Consider the following 21,312-nt stretch of genomic DNA (forward strand, 5'->3'; position numbering starts at 1 on the left):
GCCGGGTCAGGACCCGGCGGCGGCCGTGGACCGCTGCGTTGCGCGGTCAGTTGGCCAGCTGGCAGGTGGCCGGCTTGGCCGAGGTGAACAGGCCAGGGGTCGCCCACTCGGGGTGGTCGATGAACGGGTTGCGGTTGCCCTGGAAGCTGTAGATCACGTCATTGCGCGCACGCTCGGCAGCATCCGGCGGGTCGGACAGGTGCCAGTCGATCAGCGTCGACAGCAGGCCCATGTAGGCCGGCGAGCTGCTGGTCTTGACGATCCTGCTGCGGTCGTCGGTCAGCTCCAGGTCCGGCTCGGACTGGCCAGTGGCTGCATCCTTGCCGCCCTCGTAGCGGATCGCCATGTACATCACCGCACGCGCCATGTCGCCCTTGCGCTTGCCCCACACCTCGAACGTGCCGGTGTTGCCGTCCGGCGTGCGCACCCAGTTGGAGTTGCCCGGATAGCCACCACTGCCGCCACCCTGGCCGTTGTTGGCCTCGGTGGCGCGCTCGCCGCAGCTGGCGTCGCACTTGCCGAACGGCTTGTTGCCACGGTCGGCGTTCCACTGTGCATCGGTCAGGTACAGCATGTGGGTGTCGGTATACGGCGCGTACGGCAGGCCCTTGTCACCCGTGGTGGTGGCAAAACCCAGCGAGTTCGGCCAGGTGTGCTCGCGGTTGTACTTCAGGCCACTGCCGCTGCCGGCGCGATCGGTCACCTTGGCGTAGCTGCGGTTGCGATACGCGTCGAGGATGCGGTTCGGGTTGTTCGGGTCCTCGTCTGCGATCTCCAGGATGGTCCAGGTACTGGTGCCCGAGCCGCTGTACGGGTAGGCGGTGTGGCCCTTGATTGTCGCGTGCAGCGAGCAGCGCAGCTGGCTCGGGCTGGAGGTGTTGACCTTGGAGTAGTAGCCGGCCGGCACACCCGGGTTGCCCGGGTCCGGATTGCCGCCGGTGCTGGCCACGGTGAAGGCGATGCGGCTGTCGGCCGCCGGGTGTGCGCCCTGCAGGTCGGTGATGCGCGCGGCGCGGATGTCGAAGCGGCAGGCTTCACCGGCCACCAGCGCGGTGTTGGTGGACAGCTTCACGCTGCGCCCGCTGGCCGGGAAGGTCAGCGGCACGCTGCCGGAGGTACCGCAGCTCAGCGCGAACGCGCCGCTGGCCAGGTTCACCGTCTCGCTGAACACCACTTCCAGATCGGCCGCGGCCGGGAAGGTGCTGCTGCCCTGCGCCGGGGTGGTGGTGGACACCGACGGCGGCGTGTTCGGGCCCGGAGTGCCGCCGCCACTGAAGGTCTGGCCGTTGTTGCAGCTGCCGAAGGTCTGCCTGGCCGACTCGGCCCAGGTGAAGTGGGCGTACTGGCTGCCGCTGCCGGTCAGCTGCAGCGAGGTGCCCGGCGCCGTGCTGTTGGTCTCGGCCACCGGAATGTTCTGGCTGGTCATGCCGGCGGCAGGGCCACCGGAGGCGGTGATGGCGCCCTCGTAGCTGAGGAACTGGACCACCTTGCCGCTGGCGTCGACCAGGGCGATGCCGTCGTTGGGGCCGTTCTGGATGCCGTTGGTCGGGTAGTTGACCACGGCGATGCTGGCGCTGCCGCAACCGGCGGCGGTGCCGGCCGGGACCGGGTTGTTGGCGTAGACCGTGGCGGCCGAAGGATTGCTGCCGTTGTAGAGGTAGAGGCGGTAGCCGGACAGGTCTTCACCTGCGGTAGCGACCACTTCGATGGCTTCGCCGACGTCACCGGCGGCGGTGCTGTCGTCGTAGTGCAGTTCGTTGATGAAGACCTCGGCCTGGGCCGGCGCCGCGGCCAGTGCCAGCAGGCAGGCGGCGGCAAGCGGGGACAGCAATCGCATCGACTACTCCTTGTGATTGGGAATGCCTGACCGAGCCTAAGGCCGATCCAGTGACACTTTGTCGTAAATGAACGTCAGATATCTGACAGTGCGACGCTTGTCACCGAAATTGTCCAGGACCGACGCCTTGGCCGAGGCGCGCGGGTGGAAAAAATTTTTTCATTCCGCCCTTGAAAGGGGGCGGCGGGGCTCCATCTCTGCCCTGCTCCCGACGTTGTCGGGTTTCTTCACGTGCGGTTCTGGCACTCGCCTGGGGTGAGTGCTAACATCGCCGGACTTTTTTAGACCAATCAATCACTTAAGAGGTCTCCTATGAGCATCAAGCCGCTGCACGACCGCGTTGTGGTCAAGCCGATCGAAGCCGACGAAATCTCCGCCGGTGGCATCGTCATCCCCGACTCGGCCAAGGAAAAGTCCACCAAGGGTGAGGTCGTGGCCGTCGGCCCGGGCAAGCCGCTGGACAACGGCAACGTGCGCGCGCCGTCGCTGAAGGTCGGCGACAAGGTCATCTATGGCCAGTACGCCGGCAGCTCGTACAAGAGCGAAGGCGTCGAATACAAGGTCCTGCGCGAAGACGACGTGCTCGCCGTCATCGGCTGAGCCTCGGCGCGACCTGTTTCAACCTGATCCCAAACTCCCAGCCGCCGGGCATCGTCCGGCGCTACCAATGAGGTAAATGCAATGGCTGCCAAGGATATTCGTTTCGGTGAAGACGCCCGTTCGCGCATGGTGCGCGGCGTCAACGTTCTCGCCAATGCCGTCAAGGCCACCCTGGGTCCGAAGGGCCGCAACGTCGTGCTGGAAAAGAGCTTCGGCGCCCCGACCATCACCAAGGACGGCGTCTCCGTCGCCAAGGAAATCGAACTGGCTGACAAGTTCGAGAACATGGGCGCGCAGATGGTGAAGGAAGTTGCTTCGCGCACCAACGACGATGCCGGCGACGGCACCACCACCGCCACCGTGCTGGCCCAGGCCCTGATCCGCGAAGGCGCCAAGGCCGTTGCCGCCGGCATGAACCCGATGGACCTCAAGCGCGGTATCGACAAGGCCGTTTCGGCCGCCGTCGCCGAGCTGAAGAACATCTCCAAGCCGACCGCCGACGACAAGGCGATCGCCCAGGTCGGTACCATCTCGGCCAACTCGGACGAGTCGATCGGCCAGATCATCGCTGACGCGATGAAGGAAGTCGGCAAGGAAGGCGTCATCACCGTTGAAGAAGGCTCGGGCCTGGACAACGAGCTGGACGTGGTCAAGGGCATGCAGTTCGACCGCGGCTACCTGTCGCCGTACTTCATCAACAACCAGCAGTCGCAGACCGCTGACCTGGATGACCCGTTCATCCTGCTGCACGACAAGAAGATCTCCAACGTCCGTGACCTGCTGCCGGTGCTGGAAGGCGTCGCCAAGGCCGGCAAGCCGCTGCTGATCGTGGCCGAGGAAGTTGAAGGCGAAGCGCTGGCCACCCTGGTCGTCAACACCATCCGTGGCATCGTCAAGGTCGTGGCCGTCAAGGCCCCGGGCTTCGGCGATCGTCGCAAGGCGATGCTGGAAGACATGGCCGTGCTGACCGGCGGCACCGTGATCTCCGAAGAAGTCGGCCTGTCGCTGGAGAAGGCCACCATCAAGGACCTGGGCCGCGCCAAGAAGGTGCAGGTCTCCAAGGAGAACACCACCATCATCGACGGCGTCGGCGACAAGGCCAACGTTGATGCACGCGTGGCGCAGATCAAGACCCAGATCCAGGACACCTCCTCGGATTACGACCGCGAGAAGCTGCAGGAACGCGTGGCCAAGCTGGCCGGCGGTGTTGCCGTGATCAAGGTCGGCGCCTCGACCGAAATCGAAATGAAGGAAAAGAAGGATCGCGTCGACGACGCCCTGCACGCCACCCGTGCGGCCGTTGAAGAAGGCGTGGTTCCGGGCGGCGGCGTTGCCCTGGTCCGCGCGATCACCGCGCTGGCCGGCCTGAAGGGCGCCAACGAAGACCAGAACCACGGCATCCAGATCGCCCTGCGTGCGATGGAAGCCCCGCTGCGCGAGATCGTTGCCAACGCCGGTGACGAGCCGTCGGTCATCATCAACAAGGTCAAGGAAGGCACCGGCAGCTTCGGCTACAACGCCGCTACCGGCGAGTTCGGCGACATGCTGCAGTTCGGCATCCTGGACCCGACCAAGGTGACCCGTTCGGCGCTGCAGAACGCGGCCTCGATCGCTGGCCTGATGATCACCACCGAAGCCATGGTTGCCGAAGCTCCGAAGAAGGACGAGCCGGCCATGGGCGGCGCCGGTGGCATGGGCGGCATGGGTGGCATGGGCGGCATGGACTTCTAAGGTCCACGCCCGCGTCGGACGTTGCCGGCCCTGGTCGGCGCGTCTCCCCGATGCAAGGAAAAACCCCGCCGCGAGGCGGGGTTTTTTTGTTGTCCGGTTGCCGCCATGGCGCCGCGTCGCTACGCTCGCAGACCATGCCTACCTCGTTCATCGTCGTCGACGACTTCCTCTCTCCAGCCGATGCACACGGCCTGCGCCAGGCCGGCCTGGGCCTGACCTATCCGGCGCAGGAGGGGGCATTCCCCGGGCGTAATTCGCTCGAACGGCTGGAGCTGGACGGCCTGTCCGAGGCCGCGTCGCGGTTGGTCAACGAGCCGCTGCGGCCGGTCAATCCGTTGCAGTCGCACGGCAAGTTCCGGCTGACCCTGGCCAGCGATGTGGGTCGCGCCAAGGTGCACACCGACCATTCGCACTGGTCCGGCATCCTCTACCTCAGCGCCCCGGAGCACTGCGAAGGGGGTACCGAGTTCTTCCGCCATCGCCGCACCAACACCGAGCGCATGGCGCTGAACGCCCACGAGCTGGCTGCGCTGGGCTACGCCAACGGCGGCGACATGCATCGGGACATCATCGAGCGCGACAGCGTCGACGACAGCCAGTGGGAAATGACCATGCGCATCCCGATGCGCTTCAACCGCCTGGTGCTGCTGCGCCCGTGGTTCTGGCATACCGCCGGCCCGGCCTTCGGCGACCGGCCGGAGAATGGGCGGCTGGTCTACCTGATGTTCTTCGAGCAGGCGCGTTGAAGGGAGGTCATCCACGCATCGCGTGGATCTACTTCACGAATGCCTTCGCTGCGCCGTACTCCCACTGCCACGGTACGCCGATGTCGCCGAGCACGAAGGCCACCAGCGCCGGGAAGGTCGCCTCGGCGCGCACATCGTTGCCCAGGATCACCACGCAGCGCTGCTGCTGCTCGACGCACACCAGCGTATTACCGACTGCATCATCGTGGCCGCCCTTGTAGAAGCCCGCGCCTTGCGGGCCACGGAACGTCACCACCCCCAGGCCGGCCGCCAGGTCCTTGCGCTGCAGCGCCTTCGGCAGCTCCGGCTGCAGGGTGGGGAACTGGCTGGCGGTGGTGATCGGCAGCTGCGGCCGCACCAGCTCCTTGCGCATCGTCGCTGACAGCCCATCGCCGCGCATGTAGCCGGCGGCGAAACGGGCCATGTCGGCGATGGTGGTATCCATCGAACCGGCCGCGCGTACGCGGCTGCGCTCATCGTGCGGCTCGGCGGTGCCCTCCATGGTCCAGCCGTCGGCCAGGTTGGTGGCGAAGTCCCCGCGCCACATCATGCTGGTGCGGGTCATGCCGAAGCGGTCGAATACCCGCTGCTGCATCAACGCACCCACATCCTCGCCCAGCCGTCCGCGTTCGATCACGAACTGCAGCAGGATCAGCCCTTCGCCGGAATAGCCGTAGCGGCTGCCTGGATCGAAGTGGAACTTCAGCCGGCCGTCCGGTTCAAGAAACCCGAAGTTGGCAAAGCCACTGGCGTGGTTGAGCAGCAGGCGAGGGGTGAGCTGGCGCCAGCGCGCATCATCGGCCAGCACGCGGTAGTCGGCGTACTTCTTCGTTTCGGGCGGATAGTCCGGCAACGGCTTGTCCAGCGCTGCGGCGATGCTGCCATCCAGATCGATCCTGCGGTCCTGCGCCAGCTGCGCGACCAGATGGCCGAATGCCATCTTGGTCAGCGAGGCGGCGTACATCACCGTATCGGTGCGCAGTGGTTCGCCTGCGGTATTGCGCTCGCCGTAGGCGGCGACGTGCACCACCTTGCCGCCGTCGATCACCGCCAGTGCCATGCCGCGCGCCTGTGCGGCCTGCATCAACCGCTGCGCTTCGGCATCGATGCGGGCCGGCGAGGGTACCGGGGGAGGTGCAGCCAACACGGCCAGCGGGAACAGCGTCAGCAACATCAGGGCAGCACGGCACATGCGTGGAACTCCTGGTCGGGCGCACGGTGATGCTACGCCAGGCTGCCGCTGGCGTCATTGCCGGATGTCAGCTGGCCTGCGGCCGGCGCAGGCAGATCCGGGACGCGCCGGCACCGATGTCCACCTGGCCGCCGCGCATTGCATCCGCACCAAGGATCAGCGCCGGCCGGGCCTCCAGGCCGATCGCCTTGAACACTGGCAGTTCGCTGATGCGGACCTCCATCGAGGGGTGCTGCCAGCCGTTGCCGGCCATGCCGGGCAGGGTGTACAGCCAGGTTGCCTGCTTTCCGCCGCCCAGGCCTTCGGTGCCCTTTTCACGCACCCGCACCCGTGCGTCGCTGCCGTCGGTGCGCAGCCCCAGTGCGCGGGCTGCTTCGGCGTTGAGGACGGTCTGCGCGGCACCGGTGTCGACCACGGCGATGGCGTCCACCGCGGGCGCGCCCAGTCCAAGCATGATGAAACCGAACTGGCGCAGGCCGTCAGTGCGTCCGGGCAGCGCATTGGGCTGGCAACCCGGTCCTTCCAGGTTCAATCCGCCGGGTGTCCACAGCGCCAGTTGATTGCGGCCGAAGTCCCAACGGGTGTCCCAGCGTCCGGTCAGATCGTTGCCGATCAAGCCGTCAATGGCCGGATCATCGTCCTTCGGCAACGACGACAGATCGACCTTCATGGCTTGGGCCTGCAGCTGCCAACTGCCCAGCTGCCAGGACGTTCTGCGTATGCGCTGCAGCTGCGCGGAGGCTGCACTTGCCCCTTGGGCCTGTGATACCTCCGCATCCGCATCCCCCAGACCGTAGCGCCGCACGACGCGGTCATCGACCAGGGTGGCGCCTGCCGCGCTGTCGACCACGAAGCGCAGCGGTTCGGCACGCCCGTCCAGCGACACGGCCACGGCCGGATGACCGCCCTGCATCCACATCGGCAGGATGTGTTCGGGGGAATCGGACGCCAGCGCAGCCAGCGGGGCAGCAAGCAGGACGAATGGGATGAGGCGCAAGGCAAGTCTCCGCAGTGATCATGGGTGACCATTGGCGCGCAGCGGCGTATCGCGGGAATATCGGCGTTGATACCGTCCTGATACAGACCTGCCTGATACTGCCTGCATGACAACTCCCGCCCGTGTCATCGTTGTCGATGACGACGCCAGCATCCGTGATGCCATCGCCGATTGCCTGTTGCTGCATGGCTACCAGGTACGGGTGGCAGCGGACGCGACGGCGCTGGACGTGCTGCTGCAGGTCGATCGCCCGGACGTGATCATCCTCGACTGGATGATGCCCGGTGAGGATGGCCTGTCGGTCTGCCGCCGGCTGCAGGCACGGGCCATTCCGATCCTGATGCTGTCGGCGATGGGCAGCGCACCGGACAGGGTGATCGGCCTGGAGATGGGCGCGGACGACTACCTGGCCAAGCCGTTCGACCCGCGCGAGCTGCTGGCGCGGGTACGCGCGCTGCTGCGCCGGCAGGACAAGCTGCGCGCGCAGGTAGCCAGTGAACTGCGCTTTTCTGGTTGGCGGTTGCTGCCGGAACAACGTCGCCTGCTGGCGCCGGATGGGAACGAGCTGCTGCTCAGCCGTGGTGAATTCAGCCTGTTGCTGGCGCTGGCCGAACGCCCCGGACGGGTGCTGGGGCGCGAGCAGCTGCTGCAGCTGAGCCGTGGCGAGCCGAGTGACAGCGTCGACCGCGCGGTCGACCTGGCGATCAGCCGCCTGCGCCGCAAGCTCGGGCAGGCCTCACCCGGTGCGGAAGCCCTGGTGCAGACATCGCGTGGCGAAGGCTATCGCTTCCACGCCGAGGTACAGGTGCTGTGAGCAGCCGGTGGCCGACCGCGCGTTGGATCACGATGCTGGCCCTGGCCAGCCTGCTGCTGGCGACACTGGTCAGCGTGGCCGTGGTTGGCTGGATGCCTCGGCCCGCGCCGCCACCGATGCGGCTGGACCAGGCCGTGCAGGTGCTGCGAGGGGAACGGGCCGCGGCACCACTGGGCCTGCATCTGGCGACGCAGGATGCGCCACCACAGGGCAGTGCCAGTGACTGGCTCACCCAGTTGGCGGCGCTGCAGATGGGTTTGCCGGCGAAGGAGGTGCGCCTGGTCTGGAGCGGGCAGGGCAAGGCGCCTGATGTGCAGGTCATCGAAGGCGGCGCTGTGCTCGACGGCACGGCGCGGGTCGGTGTACTGAAGGCGCAGGCCGCGCTGCTGACCGCGATGCAATGGCCGCCGTTTGAACTGGGCGTGCGCCAGACCGATGGCCGCTGGCGGGTGGTCGGCAGCGATCACAGTGATCTGGCAGCTTGGCGGCGACAGGTGATACTGGCGCTGCTGGGCGGTGCCGTGTTGCTGGCGCCGCTGGCGGCGTGGGCATCGATCCGGCTGGGGCGTCCACTACGACGCTTGGCCGATGCCAGTGCACGTGTGGACCTGCAAGCCGACACGCCCCTGCCGGATGATGGCCCGCGCGAGGTACAGATGCTGGCCGCCGCGATCGGCACCGGTCGAGAGCGCCTGCGTGCGCAGGCCCAGGACATGACCCATATGCTGGCTGCAGTGGCGCATGACCTGCGCACACCATTGACCGGCCTGCGACTGCGCGCCGAGTTCGCGCCCACACCACAGGCGGCCCGGATGGTGGCGGACATCGAGCGCATGGACACGATGATCGAGCAGGTGCTCGATTACGCACGCGGTGAACTGCAGCCGTTGCAGATGCGCCCGCTGGATCTGGCCGCGCTGCTGGAGGAGTGCGTGCAGGCAGCGTTGCTGCGCGGTGTCGAGATCTCCATCCAGGGGCCGGACAGTCTGCCCTGGCACGGCGACGCGCTGCTGCTTCGGCGCGCGTTTGACAACCTTATCGACAATGCCGATCGCTATGCCGGGGCGGTGGAGCTGCGGCTTGCCGTGGTTGAGCGAGGGGTCCAGCTGGAGGTGATGGATCGCGGCCCAGGTATCGCCGAGGGCGACCGAGTACGCCTGCTGCAACCGTTCCAGCGCAGCGAGCGTTCTCGTAGTCGCACCACCGGTGGAGCGGGACTTGGGCTGGCAGTGGCCGCCAATGTGGCGAGGCGGCACGCGGGCGAACTGCAGCTGCTGCACCGGGAGGGCGGCGGGCTGGTTGCGTGCCTGCTGCTGGGAAAGTTCACCTGATATCGGCTGTGGTTTACAGGTAGCGGCTGTTCGACTGTATGATTAGGCGCCTAACCATATCGCGTGCGTGAGATGATCGAAGCCAAGCACCATGCCCTGATCGAGGAAGCGCAGCGACGCGGTCACGCCAACATCGCGCCGCTGCGCCTGTGTTTCCAGCTGCTCTCGCTGTCCTCGTCGATCGATCGCGACTGCGCCGCGCGGCTGGCACCGCATGGGCTCAGCGAGGGTCGCTTCATCGTGCTGTTCCTGTTGCACGGGGCCGGTGGCGCACTGCCGCCGCATGTGCTGGCCGAACGCGCCGGCGTGACCCGCGCCACCATCAGCGGCCTGCTCGACGGCCTGCAGTGCGAAGGCCTGCTGCAGCGTCGCAACGATGACGGGGATGGCCGCCGCCTGCAGATCGTGCTGACCGCACCGGGAAAGCGTTTGGCCGAATCGCTGTTCGAGCAGCACACGCAATGGATCGGTGGGCTGTTCAACGGCCTGGATGCTGATGAACAGCAGCAGCTGTCACAGCTGCTGCGCAAGGTCTGGCAGCACACGGACGCCGGGCGGGAATCCGCAGCATGAGCACGGCCCTTCCTGAGGAACGCCGGCAAGCACTCAACACCGGCCGCGTCCCCGCCACCCATCTGGCCGAATGTCTGGCAGTGGATTTTGCCGCGCTGCTGCAGGTGGTCGCGCCTGCGCTTGCACCGGAGGCGCTGCAGCGCATGCGGGACGCCTCAGGCAAGGGCATCACGCTGCGCATGGCCCTGGCTGCGCAACTGCTGCGTGAGGCGGGGCAGGGGGCGCCTGCGCTCTGGCGGCATCACAGCTCCGATACCGTGCGCGGCTGGGCCTGCTACCTGATCGGCAGCGATGCCCGCGCAACGCTGGCGGGGAAGCTGCAGCAGATGCGCACACTGGCCGATGACCCCCACTTCGGTGTGCGCGAATGGGCATGGCTGGCACTACGCACGGACATCGTTGCCGCGCCGATGCAGGCGCTTGATTGCCTGCAACCGTGGTCACAGGAAACATCGCCGTACCTGCGCCGCTTCGCCTGCGAAGCACTGCGTCCGCGCGGTGTCTGGGCCACGCATATCGCACTGTTCAAGCAGCACCCGGAACATGCATCCGCGCTGCTGGAAGCACTGGCCGACGATCCGGAACGCTATGTGCAGGATTCGGTCGGAAACTGGCTCAACGATGCCGGCAAGACCCAGCCGCAGTGGCTGCGCCAGCTGTGTACGCGTTGGCAGCATGGGCGCCACAGCGACGCCAACGCCTACATCCGCAAACGCGCGCTGCGCTCGCTCCGGTAGTGCCGGCCGCTGGCCGGCAACCCCCGAACCCTCAAGGAAGAACCACCATGTCGCACACCTTCATCGAGCTCTACACCGCCACCCCTGCCTGGACCACACTTCCGCCCGAGCAGCGGAACGCCTTCTTCGCCCGTATCGGCGCCGGCATGCAGCAGTTCGATCCGGTCCGCATCACGCCGCTGGCGATGGGCCGCATTGCCTCGGGCGTACCGCACGGCAGCGATGAGCAGTTCTATGCGGTCTGGCGCTGCGCAAGCCGCGAGGAGGTCGATGCGTTGATGGCCGGCATTGCCGCTACCGGCTGGCATGAGTACTTCACCACCACCCAGGCGGTAGGCGCGATGGACAGCATGGCCCAGCACCTTGCCGACCTGGCCGCCTTGTAGCGGGGCGGCAGACGCCGGCAGATCCCGGTGCTGGGCATGGGTGGCACATGCGCCTGTCACCCAGACGCGGTAAACAGGACATTGCCCATGTCCATCCGCAGGAAGGTCGATCATGCAGAGCACGCTCCAGGTCACGCTGTTCGGCCCTCTTGGCGACAGCCCGGCGTTGCAGTTGCCGGGGCTGGAGGGGCCGTCGGTGGCCATCCCGGAATCGGCCCTACGGCGCTTGGTTTCCGATCTCTACACCGCGCGTTCCCTGCTCAACCCCGAGCAGCTGGACGAGGCCCGGCAGGAACTGGATCGCGTGCTGGAACGCTGGGCCGACATCCATGAGGGCCTGCTGCTGGATGTGGAAGTGCATGGCAAATGAGCGACGTTGCGTGGTTGCCGCCGCGTGGGCAGGGCCGGCGCGCATCTCGCTGAACCGCGTCCCCAGTTGCGGATGAAACATTTTGCACTGCGCAAAAGCTGTGCTATCAATACAACCCATGAACGCAGCCGCCACCCGCTTTTACTGGTATTACTTTCCGAAGCCACTGGCGGAGGAAGGACTGCGCTCACCCTGAAGAAAGCTTCAGACGCATTCCCGAAAGCCGCCAGCGAACCTGGCGGCTTTTTTCATGCCGCCACGCTGGGGACCCCCAACGTTCCGGAGACCTCCCCCAATGCCCCCGCACACCGACGACCTGCGTATCCGCACCATCGAACCGCTGACACCGCCTGCCCAGCTGCTGGCGATGCTGCCGTGTGACGATGAAGCCTCCGACACCGTCAGCGCCTCGCGCGCGGCCCTGCACCAGATCCTGCATGGCCGTGACGACCGCCTGGCAGTGGTGGTTGGCCCATGCTCGATCCACGACCCGAAGGCCGCCATCGAGTACGCCCAGCGCCTGAAGCCGCTGCGTGACGCGCTGGCCGGGGAACTTGAAATCGTGATGCGCGTGTACTTCGAGAAGCCGCGTACCACGGTGGGCTGGAAGGGCCTGATCAACGATCCGGACCTGGACGGCAGCTTCAGGATCGACAAGGGCCTGCGCATCGCCCGTGGCCTGCTGCGCGACATCAACAAGCTCGGCCTGCCGGCCGGCGTCGAGTTCCTCGACGTGATCTCGCCGCAATACATCGCCGATCTGGTGGCCTGGGGCGCCATTGGTGCGCGCACCACCGAAAGCCAGGTGCACCGCGAACTGGCCTCGGGGCTGTCGTGCCCGGTCGGCTTCAAGAACGGCACCGATGGCAACGTGAAGATCGCCGCCGACGCGGTGGGTGCGGCCTCCAATCCGCATCACTTCCTGTCGGTCACCAAGCAGGGCGGCACCGCCATCGTGTCGACCACTGGCAACCCGGACTGCCATGTGATCCTGCGCGGCGGCAAGCAGCCGAACTACGATGCAGGCAGTGTCGCCGAGGCCTGCCAGGCGCTGGCCAAGGCCAAGCTGCCGACGCGCCTGATGATCGACGCCAGCCATGCCAACAGCCTGAAGAACCCGGACAACCAGCCGAAGGTGATCGAGGACATCGCCGTTCAGTTGGAAGACGGTGAACAGCGCATCGTCGGTGTGATGATCGAGAGCCATCTGGTCGGTGGTCGCCAGGAACTGGTGGAAGGCCAACCGCTGGTCTACGGGCAGAGCATCACCGATGGCTGCATCGACTGGGACACCACCGTGACGGTGCTGGAGCGACTGGCCGCGGCCGTGCGCGCCCGTCGCGAAGTGAAGGTGTCCGAAGCCGCTTGAGTGCGGCACGTGTGTGGATGGCGGCCAGCGCCTGCGGGGGTGCGGCCGCGATCAGGGCCGGTCGGAGTTGGAGACCGGCCCATCTGCACCGGCGATGCGCCTGGCGCTGCGCATGAGCGACAGCGCCAGGTACATCGCCGGGGTGGTGCGGATTCCGCCGCGCGAACCTCAATGCACTTCGTCGTGGTACACGAACTTCGGCATTTCCCAGCGGTAGTGGATCGCCAGCAGGCGTAGCGCGAAGCCGCCGCCGAGGCAGCACAGGATCGCGGTGGCGTCGGCCACGCCCCAGTGCAGCAGCAACAGGTAGGCCGCGCCGGTCAGCAGCGCGATGATCGCGTACAGCTCCTTCTGGAAGATCAGCGGCACCTCGTTGCAGAGGATGTCGCGCAGCACGCCGCCGAACGCGCCGGTCAGCATGCCGGCGATCAGCACGATCGGCATCGCATGGCCGGCTTCGCGCGCGATCGAGCAGCCGATCAGGGTGAAGGCGATCAGGCCCAGGCCATCGAGCACCAGGAAGGTGCGGCGGAAGTGGTGCATCCAGCGTGCGACCCAGGTGGCGATCAGCGCCGCGCACACGGTGAAGCCCAGGTACTCGGGATGCTTCACCCAGCCCAGCGGGTAGTGGCCGAGCAGGATGTCGCGCAGTGAACCACCACCGAGGGCGGTGACGCAGGCGATCATGACCACGCCGAACAGGTCCATGCGGCGGCGGCCGGCGGACAGTGCGCCGGTCATGGCTTCGGCGGAAATGGCGATCAGGTAGATGATGGACAGCAGCATGGGGCAGGCTCCGGGCGCGGTGGGGCCGGCCATGCGCGACTACCGCCACTGCCTGCGCAATGATGGGATGACGATGACCGGTGCCGCTCCCGCTGTCCTTTTGCCTGAGAGTTCAGCGGCATGGGCCGCGTGCCCCTTCGGCGGATCGTCCCGGGCGTGCCCGGTGACCTCTCTCCAGCTCGGCGAGTCGAATGCATGGTTGGTGGGATTCCAGCCCACCGGCCTGAGCGATCATGGGAGCCTGCGCCTTCGGCGGGCGCCAGCGCGGCGCCTCTCTCCTGCATTCGGGCGCCAGTATATCCGCTGCAGTGCAGCACGGCATAATCCAGGCATGGCCCCGTCCCTCCGCCCGTGGTTCCTGTACCTGCTCGAATGCCGCGATGGCAGCTATTACGCTGGCATCAGCACCGACGTGGACGCGCGTTTCGCCGCCCACCAGGCTGGCAAGGGTGCGCGCTACACCCGGGCCCGGCCGCCGCTGCGGGTGCTGGCCGTGCGCGAGTACCCGGACCGGGCCGCCGCCTCGCGGGCCGAATGGCAGCTCAAGCAGCAGCCGCGCGAACGCAAGCTGGCCTGGCTGCAGGCGCCGGATCCTGCGCTTCTGTAAAGCCGAGCCCACGCTCGGCTGTTGTTGCTGCTGCCTGATGGTGAAGCCGAGCATGGACCCGGCTCTACAGTAGATCCACGCCATGCGTGGATGGGCGCTTCCAGTCATGCCATGATCGCCACACCCATCGACACATGGATCCGTCCGATGAAGAACTGCGGGATACTGCTGTTGACTGCCTGCGCGGCCCTTCTGGCCTGCACCCAAGCACCGTCGCCACCGCCACTGCAGCATGGGCAGATCGGCACCGCTGCTGAGCTGGCTGCGTATGGCCCGAGGACACCCGAACCGATCCACCTGCGTCGTGACCGGGTCCCTCCCGATCTGGTCGATCTGATCCCGTTCGCGGAAAAGTGGGGGATCGGCGATGACGTGCTTCGCAATGAAATGCGGGAGCGCGTCACTGACGCGGAAAAGCAGGCATTGACGGATGCGCTGGCGGGGCGCCATGCGCGCATCACCGCCTGGTTGGACAGCTTCCCGCAGGGGCAGCCCATGTCTGAAGAAGCCGCTGCGTTCATGTACATGCAGCTGGGCACCGACGAAATGGGCCTGATGCCGTAGATCCACGCCATGCGTGGATGCGGCTTGCATATGCCATGATCGCCCAGCCCTCAGCGCTGGAGACCCGGATGTCCACCGTCGCCCTGTTGTTCGCTCTCTCCGCGTCAACCAGTCCCGCTGCCGACCCGGCCACCCTCGCGGCCATCGAAGCCACCTGCCATGACTACGTCGACGGCCAGCTGGAGGCCGACCCGCAGCGCGTCGCCCGCTCCCTGCACCCGGACCTGGCCAAGCGCGCGGTCCTCGGCGATACGCCCGACGAGCGGCTGGGCCTGCGCCGTATGTCGAAGGAAGAACTGGTCTCGTTGACGAAGCAGGGCGCGTTGAAGACCCCGAAGGATCAATGGGACCGCCGCTGCACGGTGCTGGACGTGACCGGCAATGCCGCCTCGGTGCGATTGGAAACGCCGTGGTTCGTCGATTACTTCCACATGGGGCGCTTCGACCAGCGCTGGGTCATCGTCAACGCGTTGTGGTATCCCAAGCCGAAGGTGCAGTAACCCATGCGCGCTGCCGGCCGCGCGGGGTTCGCCATCGTTGTACTGGCCGCCGGCATCGCACTGCTGCCTGGCCTGCTGTACCTGCTCGGGCTTGCCCTGGTGGGCGGTTGGCCGAAGCCAGCAGACCGTGCGCCCAGTGGTGTGGCAGCGTGCAGCAGTGAACCGCGAACAGGATTTCAGCCGATGAATCCCTGGAGTTTCGCCGCGCAGTTCTTCGACGACGACGCGATGAAGAAGAAGGTGCCAGAGGTGGAACGGGAGGCGTTCTGGATTGCCCGCCGCCATCTTTGGCGGCAGCCACGGCACGACATGCTGCGCTGGCATCTGAGCAGCACGGCACTGACGATCTGGATTACCCGCAACTGGAGTGCCGCGCAGATTGCCGACACCGCAAGGAAGGAGGACTTCTGCCGCGCATGGTCGAAACGGCGGGCGCCCGGCGGCCCGATGAAGCGGTAGATCCACGCCATGCATGGATGATGTTGACGGAGTCAGAGCCCTTTCCTGCGGAGAGGGGACGGACCGCGCGGCAGCCGGCCAGCGGCCGGCACTACCGTCGGGGTCGCCGGTCTTCCTGGTCATCACCGAAGATGATGCGCGCGCTGCGCTGGTAGCTCCAGTACGCCACGGCCCAGTTCAGCAGCACTACGATGCGGTTGCGGAAGCCGATCAGGAAGAACACGTGCGCGGCCAGCCAGAACCACCAGGCCAGCACGCCCGACAGCTGCAGCCGCCCCAGGTGCACGATCGCGGCCATGCGACCGATGGTGGCCAGGTTGCCGTAGTCGGCGTACTTGAACGGGCCGGGCTCGGGCTTGCCGTGCAGGCGTGCGCGGATCACCTCGGCCACGTATTTGCCCATCTGCTTGGCAGCGGGTGCCACGCCGGGTACCGGCTTGCCGTCGGCCTGGCTCAGTGCGGCCAGGTCACCGGCCACGAACAGCTCCGGGTGATCGGGCAGGGTCAGGTCCGGTTGCACCGGCACGCGGCCGGCGCGGTCCAGCGGCACGTCCAGCGTGCGCGCCAGCGGTGAAGCGGCCACGCCGGCGGCCCAGACCACGGTGCGGGCCGGTACGAACTGGTCACCGAGCGTGAAGCCCTGGCTGTCGATGTCGCTCACCGGGGTGCCGGTCAGCACTTCCACGCCCAGCTTTTCCAGCTGGCGGCGTGCTTTCAGCGAAAGTACTTCCGGGAACGAGGACAGCACGCGCGGGCCGGCCTCGACCAGCCGCACCTTGGCGCTGGCCGGGTCGATGTGGCGGAATTCGTTGCGCAACGTATGCCGCGCGATCTCGGCCAGGGTGCCGGCCAGTTCAACACCAGTGGGACCGCCACCGACCACCGCGAAGCTCAGCCATGCGGCCTTCTTCGTCGGGTCCGGTTCTGCTTCGGCACGCTCGAACGCCAGCAGCAGCTTGCGGCGCAGCGCGATCGCATCGTCCAGCGTCTTCAGGCCGGGCGCATCATCGGCCCACTGGTCGTTGCCGAAGTAGGCGTGGGTGGCGCCGGTGGCCAGCAGCAGGCTGTCGTAGTCCAGCGTGCTGCCATCGGCCATGCGGATCTGCCGGGCCTGCTTGTCGATGGCGACCACTTCGCCGAGGCGGACTTCCACGTTGCGCTGGTGGCCGAGGATATGGCGCAGTGGTGCAGCGATATCCGGCGCGGACAGGCCGGCGGTGGCCACCTGGTACAGCAGCGGCTGGAACAGATGATGGTTGCGGCGGTCGACCAGGGTGATGCGTATGCGCTCGCGGGCCAGGGCACGGGTGGCCCAGAGACCGGCAAAACCGCCGCCGACAACAACCAGGTGGGGAACGCGCTCGCGACTCATCGACTCACTCCAGTGGGGGCATTGGGGGAAGCGCCTGGCATCTTCGCACGGCGGCCGCCTGTCACGTCAGCGCCCGCGTGGATCGGCGATACTCGGGTTCAGGCAACCGCCCGCGAGGAGTCCATGAGCGAACCGGAAAAGCGCATCGCCCTGTTGATCGACGCCGACAATGCGCCGGCCTCGAAGATCGACGAGGTGTTGGCCGAAGTGGCCCGCTATGGGGTGGCCAACGTGCGCCGCGCCTATGGCAACTGGAAGAGCCCGCGACTGAAGGGGTGGGAAGCGGTGCTGCATGAGTATGCGATCCGTCCCATCCAGCAGTTCGCCTACAGCAAGGGCAAGAATGCCTCGGACATGGCGATGGTGATCGATGCCATGGACCTGCTGTACGCGCGCAACCTGGATGGCTTTGCCATCGTCTCCAGCGATGCGGACTTCACCCCGATGGTGATGCGCCTGTTGACCGATGGCGTGAAGGTGTACGGTTTCGGCGAGAAGAAAACACCCGAGCCGTTCGTCAACGCGTGCTCGAAATTCACCTACCTGGAAGCACTGGGCCAGACCCACGCCAGCGTGCCGGATACCGAACAGGCCTCCAGCGAACAGGCCTCGAACGAGCCGGTGGCCAACGACGATGCGCGCCCGCGCAAGAGCGGTGCGGAAATGCGCAGCGACACGCGGCTGGTGAAGATGCTGCGCCGCGCGGTGTCCGCGGCCGAGGGCGAGGATGGCTGGTCGCACCTCGGCCCGGTCGGCAGCCAGATCGGCAACCAGGCGTCGTTCGACCCGCGCAACTACGGCTACGGCAAGCTCAGCGATCTGCTGGCGGCGATCGGCCTGTTCGAACTGAAGAAGGATGGCAAGTCGTCCTACGTGCGCGCGCTGCCGAAAAAGAACCGGTAATGCCGGCCGCTGGCCAGCAAGGAACCGGTAGTGCCGGCCGCTGGCCGGCAATCCCCGGATGCCAGATCCCGCATCCGGCATGCACACACCCCGCCCGATCAGGGGTATCGTTGCCGCTCGCATTGCCAGCAAGGAATACTGCATGTTGAAGATCTGGGGCCGTCGCAATTCCAGCAACGTCCGCAAGGTGCTGTGGTGTGCCGAGGAAATCGGCCTGCCGTACGAGTCCATCGAGGTCGGTGGCAGCCACGGCGGCACGCAGACGCCGGAATACCAGGCGATGAATCCCAATGGCCTGGTACCGGTGATCGAAGACCACGGCCTGCCGCTGTGGGAATCGAACGCCATCGTGCGCTACCTGAGTGCGCGCTACGCGCTGGGCACGCTGTACGCCGAAGACCCGATGGAACGCGCCCAGGCCGAGAAGTGGATGGACTGGAGCACCTCGCGCATGGCGCCGCTGTACACCGACCTGATCTGGGGCATCATGCGCACCGCCCCGGCCGACCGCGACGAAGCGCGGATCAATGCCGCCATCGTGCGCGCCGGCGACTACCTGGCGATGGCCGATGCCACCCTGGCCAAGCAGCCGTGGCTGTCCGGCGAGACATTCGCGATGGGTGACATCCCGCTGGGCTCGCTGATCTATGCCTGGTTCGAACTGCCGATCCAGCGACCGGAACTGCCGCACCTGGCCGACTGGTACGCCCGTCTTCGCGAGCGCCCCGCCTACCAGCGCGGCGTGATGTCGCCGCTGACGTAAGCGAAAGCGTCGGGGGTCAGAGCCCTTTTCTGCGAAAAGGGATCCGACCCCAGGGCATCGGGGTCGGATCCCACCCGACGGGTGGGCTCTGACCCCTCAATAAAGATCCGTCGGATCCACATCCAGCGACCAGCGCACCTTGCGTGCTTCCGGCAGCGCATACAGCTGCGGTACCAGTTGCGAAAGCACCCCGTGCAGCGGTGGCCGCTGCGCGGCAGACAGCAGCAGCTGGGCGCGCTGATAACCGGCGCGCCGTGGCATCGGCGCCGGCATGGGTCCATAGGCCTCCACCACGTCCTGCTCGCCCAGCAGCTGTCGCGCTGCCAGCAGGAATGCATTGGCATGCTCCACCTGCTGCGCTTCGGCGCGCATCAGCGCCAGATGCGCGAACGGCGGGAATCCTGCGGCCTGGCGCTGGTTCAACTCGGCCTGCGCGAACGGGTGGTAGCCACCGCTGACCAGGGTTTCCAGCAGTGGGTGCCCCGGGTGATGCGTCTGCAGCCAGACTTCGCCCGGGTCGCGCGCGCGTCCGGCGCGACCGGCGACCTGGATCAGCTGCTGCGCCAGTTTCTCGCTGGCGCGGAAGTCGGCCGAGAACAGGCCTTCGTCGATGCCGACCACCACCACCAGGGTCAGCTTGGGCAAGTCGTGGCCCTTGGCCAGGATCTGCGTGCCGACCAGGATGCCGGGCTGGTCGCCCAGTTTCGCCAGCTGTTGTTCCAGTGCATCGCGTCGCGAGGTGGTGCCGCGGTCGATGCGCACCACCGGGAAGTCGGCGAAGGCGGCGGTGAGATGTTCTTCCAGGCGCTCGGTGCCGATGCCCTGCGGTTGCAGCGCCAGACTCCCGCACGCGGGGCATGCCAGCGGCGCCGGTTGCCGCGCACCGCAGTGATGGCACTGCAGGCGACGACCGCCGCCATGCACGGTCATCGGTGCATCGCAGCGGTTGCATGGCGCGGTCCAGCCGCAGTCGTGGCACAGCAGTACCGGCGCATAGCCACGGCGGTTCTTGAACACCAGCACCTGCTGGCCGCGCTGCAGGTGCTCGCCAATGCCGGCCAGCACGTCGGCCGAGAGGCCGTCATGCAATGGTCGCTTGCGCACATCAAGGATGCGCACGCGCGGTGGCCGCGCATCACCGGCACGCTGCTTCAGGCGCAGGTGGGTGTAGCGCCCGGCATAGGCGTTGTGCAGCGTCTCCAGTGAAGGCGTAGCGCTGCCCAGCAGAACCGGAACGCCCAGCGCCTTGCCCCGGACCAGGGCGAAATCGCGTGCGTGGTAGCGGATGCCGTCCTGCTGCTTGTAGCTGCCGTCATGCTCCTCGTCGACGATCAGCAGGCCGGCCTGCGGCAGCGGCGTGAACACCCCCGAGCGGGTGCCGACGATCACCCGTGCCTCGCCGCGCGAAGCCGCCGCCCAGACCCGGGCGCGCTCGTTGTCGTTCAACCCCGAATGCAGTGCATGCACGGCGATGCCGAGGCGGCCGCGGAAGCGTGCCAGGGTCTGCGGGGTGAGGCCGATTTCCGGCACCAGCACCAGCGCCTGCTTGCCCTGGGCTAGGCAGTGGATGATGGCCTGCAGGTAGACCTCGGTCTTGCCGCTGCCGGTTACGCCATCCAGCAGGAACGGTTGGAAGCCCTCGACTGCGTTGATCGCCGCCACGGCCTCTGCCTGCTCCGTGTTGAGGGTGGGGCCAGGCAGTGGCTGCGCGTGCTGCGGGGCGACGCGCAGCGCCACGCGTTCGGCCAGCTCGCGCTTGGCCAGGCTGCGCGCGGCGGTGCGCCAGTCGTCCATGCGTTCGCCCAGCACGTCCTCATCGACGATGGCGTCGGCCAGCAGCTCGGCCAGCTGCCGGGGGCGGCTGCCGGCGCGCAGTTTTTCGCGCTGGGCGCGGCCTTCGGCGGTCAGCTGCCAGCCCCAGTGATGGGTGTCGGGCAGGGCGTCGCCATGGCGCAGCGGGCCCGGCAGGGCGGTGCTCAGCACCTCGCCCAGTGGCGCATGGGTGTAGCGCGCCAGCCACTGCAGGCTGTGCCACAGCTCGCCCTGGAGCAGCGGTTGCGGGTCGCACCAGGCCAAGGCCCGGCGCAGTCCCTGGCCGTCATCGGTCTGGCCGTGCCCCACCACCACGCCGACCAGCTCGCGGTTGCCGAACGGCACCTTCAGGCGGCAGCCGACCGCGACCGTGGGGCCATCGCCCTCTGGTGACAGGTAGTCGAACAGGCGCGGCAGCGGTACGGGCAGGGCGACCTGCAGGGTCGGAATGGGTGAAAGCATCGGGCCAGTGTAACGGGCCATGCGCGCGCGGATGGCAGGGGCCAGAGACTGCCGGGGGGCCTCCGTCGAATCATAAATGTCACCTAAATATCGGTGTCCATTGGAGATTCAGTCTTATCCACATGTTCTGTGGATAACGTTGTGCGTTACCGGTCGACGGGAACGCAGGAGGCCGATGGCGACGAGCTCACGCTTGGGTTGGTCAAAAAATCGCCACACTTCAAAGTCATTCAAAATCAACAACTTGAGTGTGAAACATTGCTGAAACAGAGTGAATTCAGCTGGATGCCGCAGTTTTCCCCGAGGCGGGCGTGGTGCTGTGCACAACCTGCAGCACGAAGTGCCTGCGCGCGCAAGTCCTACGGGTGCCGATGGGCTGCCGCTATCATGCCGGCAGACCT

The 21,312-nt window shown here is 67.0% G+C and carries 22 protein-coding genes and 2 riboswitches; of the genes, 16 read left to right on the forward strand and 6 right to left on the reverse strand.

Annotated features, from left to right (window positions below; translation table 11 throughout):
- Nucleotides 1-46: 46 nt before the first annotated feature.
- Entirely contained in the window at nucleotides 47-1,837 is a 1,791-nt protein-coding gene (locus JLDANKMP_RS20670; protein WP_100443412.1) for an endonuclease, read from the reverse strand.
- A 312-nt stretch (nucleotides 1,838-2,149) separates the two neighbouring features.
- Between JLDANKMP_RS20670 and JLDANKMP_RS20675 the strand changes: the two genes are divergently transcribed.
- The 3 genes from JLDANKMP_RS20675 (at nucleotide 2,150) to JLDANKMP_RS20685 (ending at nucleotide 4,914) form a co-directional block, all read left to right on the forward strand.
- Entirely contained in the window at nucleotides 2,150-2,437 is a 288-nt protein-coding gene (locus JLDANKMP_RS20675; RefSeq protein WP_005411227.1) for a co-chaperone GroES, read from the forward strand.
- An 81-nt stretch (nucleotides 2,438-2,518) separates the two neighbouring features.
- Entirely contained in the window at nucleotides 2,519-4,168 is a 1,650-nt protein-coding gene (groL, locus tag JLDANKMP_RS20680) for a chaperonin GroEL (RefSeq protein WP_005411226.1), read from the forward strand.
- 134 nt (nucleotides 4,169-4,302) lie between these two features.
- Nucleotides 4,303-4,914 (forward strand): DUF6445 family protein, encoded by a 612-nt coding sequence (locus JLDANKMP_RS20685; RefSeq protein WP_005411225.1) that lies wholly within the window; start codon nucleotides 4,303-4,305, stop codon nucleotides 4,912-4,914.
- 28 nt (nucleotides 4,915-4,942) lie between these two features.
- On the opposite strand, the gene JLDANKMP_RS20690 is transcribed toward JLDANKMP_RS20685, so the two are convergent.
- Nucleotides 4,943-6,106 carry a serine hydrolase domain-containing protein gene (locus JLDANKMP_RS20690; protein ID WP_212561995.1) on the reverse strand — a complete coding sequence of 388 codons (1,164 nt, stop codon included), beginning with the start codon at nucleotides 6,104-6,106 and terminating at the stop codon, nucleotides 4,943-4,945.
- Nucleotides 6,107-6,173: 67 nt separating this feature from the next.
- Nucleotides 6,174-7,103, reverse strand: coding sequence for a pepsin/retropepsin-like aspartic protease family protein (locus tag JLDANKMP_RS20695; RefSeq protein ID WP_212561996.1), 930 nt, complete (start codon nucleotides 7,101-7,103; stop codon nucleotides 6,174-6,176).
- A gap of 106 nt (nucleotides 7,104-7,209) precedes the next feature.
- Between JLDANKMP_RS20695 and JLDANKMP_RS20700 the strand changes: the two genes are divergently transcribed.
- From JLDANKMP_RS20700 to JLDANKMP_RS20730, 7 genes are all read left to right on the forward strand, one after another.
- Nucleotides 7,210-7,917: a response regulator transcription factor gene (locus JLDANKMP_RS20700; protein ID WP_111174074.1), complete on the forward strand. Its 708-nt coding sequence runs from the start codon at nucleotides 7,210-7,212 to the stop codon at nucleotides 7,915-7,917.
- Between the two features lie 32 nt (nucleotides 7,918-7,949).
- Nucleotides 7,950-9,248, forward strand: a complete 1,299-nt coding sequence (locus tag JLDANKMP_RS20705; RefSeq protein ID WP_212561997.1) for a HAMP domain-containing sensor histidine kinase — start codon at nucleotides 7,950-7,952, stop codon at nucleotides 9,246-9,248.
- A 72-nt stretch (nucleotides 9,249-9,320) separates the two neighbouring features.
- Complete coding sequence (locus tag JLDANKMP_RS20710) at nucleotides 9,321-9,821, forward strand: MarR family transcriptional regulator (RefSeq protein ID WP_212562017.1); 501 nt, start codon at nucleotides 9,321-9,323, stop codon at nucleotides 9,819-9,821.
- Nucleotides 9,818-10,558: a DNA alkylation repair protein gene (locus JLDANKMP_RS20715; protein ID WP_212561998.1), complete on the forward strand. Its 741-nt coding sequence runs from the start codon at nucleotides 9,818-9,820 to the stop codon at nucleotides 10,556-10,558. Before JLDANKMP_RS20710 ends, JLDANKMP_RS20715 begins: the two co-directional genes overlap by 4 nt.
- Nucleotides 10,559-10,605: 47 nt before the next feature.
- Nucleotides 10,606-10,944: a DUF6616 family protein gene (locus JLDANKMP_RS20720; RefSeq protein ID WP_005411218.1), complete on the forward strand. Its 339-nt coding sequence runs from the start codon at nucleotides 10,606-10,608 to the stop codon at nucleotides 10,942-10,944.
- Between the two features lie 112 nt (nucleotides 10,945-11,056).
- The gene (locus tag JLDANKMP_RS20725; RefSeq protein ID WP_005414620.1) at nucleotides 11,057-11,314 is read left to right on the forward strand and encodes a hypothetical protein; all 258 of its coding nucleotides are present in this window, start codon (nucleotides 11,057-11,059) and stop codon (nucleotides 11,312-11,314) included.
- Between the two features lie 295 nt (nucleotides 11,315-11,609).
- Entirely contained in the window at nucleotides 11,610-12,683 is a 1,074-nt protein-coding gene (locus JLDANKMP_RS20730) for a 3-deoxy-7-phosphoheptulonate synthase (RefSeq protein ID WP_049460250.1), read from the forward strand.
- A 168-nt stretch (nucleotides 12,684-12,851) separates the two neighbouring features.
- Here JLDANKMP_RS20730 and JLDANKMP_RS20735 read toward each other — a convergent pair whose 3' ends face one another.
- The gene (locus tag JLDANKMP_RS20735; protein ID WP_005411215.1) at nucleotides 12,852-13,469 is read right to left on the reverse strand and encodes a trimeric intracellular cation channel family protein; all 618 of its coding nucleotides are present in this window, start codon (nucleotides 13,467-13,469) and stop codon (nucleotides 12,852-12,854) included.
- An 84-nt stretch (nucleotides 13,470-13,553) separates the two neighbouring features.
- Nucleotides 13,554-13,657, reverse strand: a riboswitch (glycine riboswitch).
- 13 nt (nucleotides 13,658-13,670) lie between these two features.
- Nucleotides 13,671-13,760, reverse strand: a riboswitch (glycine riboswitch).
- A 40-nt stretch (nucleotides 13,761-13,800) separates the two neighbouring features.
- Between JLDANKMP_RS20735 and JLDANKMP_RS20740 the strand changes: the two genes are divergently transcribed.
- The 4 genes from JLDANKMP_RS20740 to JLDANKMP_RS20755 all read left to right on the forward strand — a co-directional run bounded on the left by JLDANKMP_RS20740 (nucleotide 13,801) and on the right by JLDANKMP_RS20755 (nucleotide 15,599).
- Nucleotides 13,801-14,076 (forward strand): GIY-YIG nuclease family protein, encoded by a 276-nt coding sequence (locus tag JLDANKMP_RS20740; protein WP_012481382.1) that lies wholly within the window; start codon nucleotides 13,801-13,803, stop codon nucleotides 14,074-14,076.
- Between the two features lie 147 nt (nucleotides 14,077-14,223).
- Complete coding sequence (locus JLDANKMP_RS20745) at nucleotides 14,224-14,640, forward strand: hypothetical protein (protein WP_212561999.1); 417 nt, start codon at nucleotides 14,224-14,226, stop codon at nucleotides 14,638-14,640.
- A gap of 68 nt (nucleotides 14,641-14,708) precedes the next feature.
- Nucleotides 14,709-15,140, forward strand: coding sequence for a nuclear transport factor 2 family protein (locus JLDANKMP_RS20750; protein WP_212562000.1), 432 nt, complete (start codon nucleotides 14,709-14,711; stop codon nucleotides 15,138-15,140).
- A gap of 3 nt (nucleotides 15,141-15,143) precedes the next feature.
- Nucleotides 15,144-15,599, forward strand: a complete 456-nt coding sequence (locus JLDANKMP_RS20755; protein ID WP_212562001.1) for a hypothetical protein — start codon at nucleotides 15,144-15,146, stop codon at nucleotides 15,597-15,599.
- 91 nt (nucleotides 15,600-15,690) lie between these two features.
- Here JLDANKMP_RS20755 and JLDANKMP_RS20760 read toward each other — a convergent pair whose 3' ends face one another.
- The gene (locus JLDANKMP_RS20760) at nucleotides 15,691-16,971 is read right to left on the reverse strand and encodes an NAD(P)/FAD-dependent oxidoreductase (RefSeq protein WP_212562002.1); all 1,281 of its coding nucleotides are present in this window, start codon (nucleotides 16,969-16,971) and stop codon (nucleotides 15,691-15,693) included.
- A 123-nt stretch (nucleotides 16,972-17,094) separates the two neighbouring features.
- On the opposite strand from JLDANKMP_RS20760, the gene JLDANKMP_RS20765 reads away from it, so the two are divergent.
- Together JLDANKMP_RS20765 and JLDANKMP_RS20770 are read left to right on the forward strand one after the other, a co-directional pair.
- Entirely contained in the window at nucleotides 17,095-17,874 is a 780-nt protein-coding gene (locus tag JLDANKMP_RS20765) for an NYN domain-containing protein (protein WP_005411210.1), read from the forward strand.
- Between the two features lie 142 nt (nucleotides 17,875-18,016).
- Nucleotides 18,017-18,637, forward strand: coding sequence for a glutathione S-transferase (locus JLDANKMP_RS20770; RefSeq protein WP_005414615.1), 621 nt, complete (start codon nucleotides 18,017-18,019; stop codon nucleotides 18,635-18,637).
- 96 nt (nucleotides 18,638-18,733) lie between these two features.
- Here JLDANKMP_RS20770 and JLDANKMP_RS20775 read toward each other — a convergent pair whose 3' ends face one another.
- Nucleotides 18,734-20,911 (reverse strand): primosomal protein N', encoded by a 2,178-nt coding sequence (locus JLDANKMP_RS20775; protein ID WP_212562018.1) that lies wholly within the window; start codon nucleotides 20,909-20,911, stop codon nucleotides 18,734-18,736.
- Nucleotides 20,912-21,312 lie beyond the last annotated feature (401 nt).

It is taken from the genome of Stenotrophomonas sp. PE591 (genome assembly GCF_018320795.1).
GTDB classification, from domain to species: Bacteria; Pseudomonadota; Gammaproteobacteria; order Xanthomonadales; family Xanthomonadaceae; genus Stenotrophomonas; species Stenotrophomonas maltophilia.